This is a genomic window from Actinoplanes sp. NPDC048791, from assembly GCF_040650095.1.
Classification (GTDB): Bacteria; Actinomycetota; Actinomycetes; order Mycobacteriales; family Micromonosporaceae; genus Actinoplanes.
This window is the reverse complement of record NZ_JBEZGQ010001260.1, coordinates 1-2,134: the sequence shown is the minus strand read 5'-3', so window position 1 is coordinate 2,134 and position 2,134 is coordinate 1. Positions and strand designations below refer to the sequence as shown.

Below are 2,134 nucleotides of genomic sequence, written 5' to 3'. Positions count from 1 at the left end.
CGGCACCTGGATCACCGCCGCGCAGGCCACCGATCCGGCCTACTGGGCCACCCAGCTCCGCCACCCGGTGCGGTTCGCCGACGGCCTGAGTCATCACCTCTTTGATCATCCCGCTGCCGAACTGGGCCAGCTTGCCGGAGATCTTCAGGTCCGTGTCGACCGAGACCACCGTCCGGTCCCCGTCCGCCCGCAGCTGCGCCGTCACCAGCGCGGTCGCGTTGCCGGCCGAGCGCGCGTCGCGTCCCTTCGCGTCGATCACCGCGCGGTGGGCCGTGTCGTCCTTCTCGACGAAGCGGGCCGTGCCCGCGAAGTCCGACACCACCGGCCCGACCTTGACCTTGACCTTGCCCGAGTAGGTGTCCCCGTCGACCCCGGTGAGCTGGGCACCGGGCAGGCACGGGGCGATGCCCTCGAGGTCGGTGAGCACCGCCCAGGCCCGCTCGATCGGCGTGGGCACCGTGAACTCGTTGGTGATCTTCATGGTCGCCTCTCCTGGGTTCCGGCCGTGAGGGCCGCCGTGATCAGGTCACGGTCGTCGGGGGTCTTCGCGATCGCGCCGAGCGTGCGGACCACCTGGTCGGGGATGAGCTCTGTGACGCCCAGGGCCGACAGCGCGCCGACCCAGTCGATGGTCTCGGCCATCCCCGGCGCCTTGTCGAGGTCGAGTCCGCGGACCCGGCCGACGAACGCCGTGGCGGCGTGGATCAGCGCCGCGTCCGCGCCCGGCACCGTACGGCGCAGGATCTCCGCGGCCCGGCCGGCCGACGGGTAGTCGATCCAGTGGTAGAGGCAGCGCCGGCGCAGGGCGTCGTGCAGTTCGCGGCTGCGGTTGGAGGTCAGCACCACCACGGGCGGGCGCGCGGCCGTGAACGTGCCGAGCTCCGGGACGGTGACCGCGGCCTCGCCCAGGAACTCGAACAGCAGCGCCTCGAACTCGTCGTCGGCCCGGTCGATCTCGTCGATGAGCAGCACCGGCGGCACCGGCCCGGGGTCGCGGACGGCCCGCAGGATGGGCCGTTCCAGCAGGAACTCGGCGGTGAACAGGTCCGCCTCGCCGAGCTTCTCCGACCGCGCCTCGGCCAGCCGGATGGCGAGCAGCTGCCGTTGGTGGTTCCACTCGTAGAGGGCCTCGGGCACGCCCAGGCCCTCGTAGCACTGCAACCGGATCAGCGTGGTGTCCAGCACCCGGGCCAGGGCCTTGGCCGCGGCGGTCTTGCCGACGCCGGGTTCACCTTCGAGCAGCAACGGCCGGCCCAGCCGCAGGGCGAGGAACAGCGCCATCGCCAGCCCGTCGTCGACGAGGTAGTCGACGGCGTCGAGCCGCTGCCGCACCTCGTCGGGGCCGCCGGCCGGCGCGGCGAACTGATCAGCCGACAAGGTGGTCTCCGGTCAGCAGGCGCTCGTAGTCGGCCCAGGTGTCGACGTCGACCGGCACCGGCCCGGCCACCGGCACCTCGGTGACCGGGTGGTCGCCGGAGTGCAGCAGCTTCCACACCGCCTTGTCGCCGTGCAGCCCTCGCAACGCGGCGAACAGGTCCCGCCGGAACCAGAACGGATGCCCCGGCCCGTCGTCGTAACGGCAGACGCCGAGCGCACTGCCACCGGCGATCGCGATCAGGTCGGCGACCGCCCGGGCCGTGACCTGCGGCTGATCACCCAGCAGCAGCACCAGCCCTGCGGCCCGGGGATCCACCGAGCCGACCGCCGTGCTGACCGAAGCCCCGCAGCCATTGCCCGCGGCGGGCACGTCGACGGCCAGGAAGCCGGTCAGGTCGACGCCGGCCCGGATCGCGGCGGCCGACTCCCCCAGCGTGACGATCCGCTGCGCGAACGGGCCGGCCCGGGCGGTGTCGAGCGCGGCGTCCACCAGCGTCCGGCCCCGGTACGGCAGCAACTGCTTGGTCCCCGGGCCGGGGCGGGAGCCGGATCCGGTCCGGAAGCGGGCGGAGTTGCCCGCCGCGAGGACGACACAGGTGACGAACACCGTCAGACCCGCGCGAGGAAGGCGGTCCGGCAGCCCGTACCGCAGAAGTAGTGGTCCTCCGCCGTGATCGCGTCCGGTCCGATCACGACGGTCATGCCGCAGACCGGGTCGATCGCGGTCCGCGGCGCCGCGGGCGCCTCCGCGGCCGGC

Annotated in this window: 3 protein-coding genes; all 3 read right to left on the bottom strand. The window is 73.4% G+C overall.

Annotated elements, in window-relative coordinates; genetic code table 11:
- Positions 1-481, bottom strand: a 481-nt coding sequence (locus AB0C29_RS45135) for an SRPBCC family protein (RefSeq protein WP_360834070.1), incomplete at its 3' end; no start/stop codon positions are given.
- Positions 478-1,377: a MoxR family ATPase gene (locus tag AB0C29_RS45130; RefSeq protein ID WP_360834068.1), complete on the bottom strand. Its 900-nt coding sequence runs from the start codon at positions 1,375-1,377 to the stop codon at positions 478-480. The genes AB0C29_RS45130 and AB0C29_RS45135, both read right to left, overlap by 4 nt.
- Complete coding sequence (locus tag AB0C29_RS45125; protein WP_360834066.1) at positions 1,367-1,984, bottom strand: nucleotidyltransferase family protein; 618 nt, start codon at positions 1,982-1,984, stop codon at positions 1,367-1,369. The genes AB0C29_RS45130 and AB0C29_RS45125 overlap by 11 nt, the downstream gene beginning before the upstream one ends.
- Positions 1,985-2,134 lie beyond the last annotated feature (150 nt).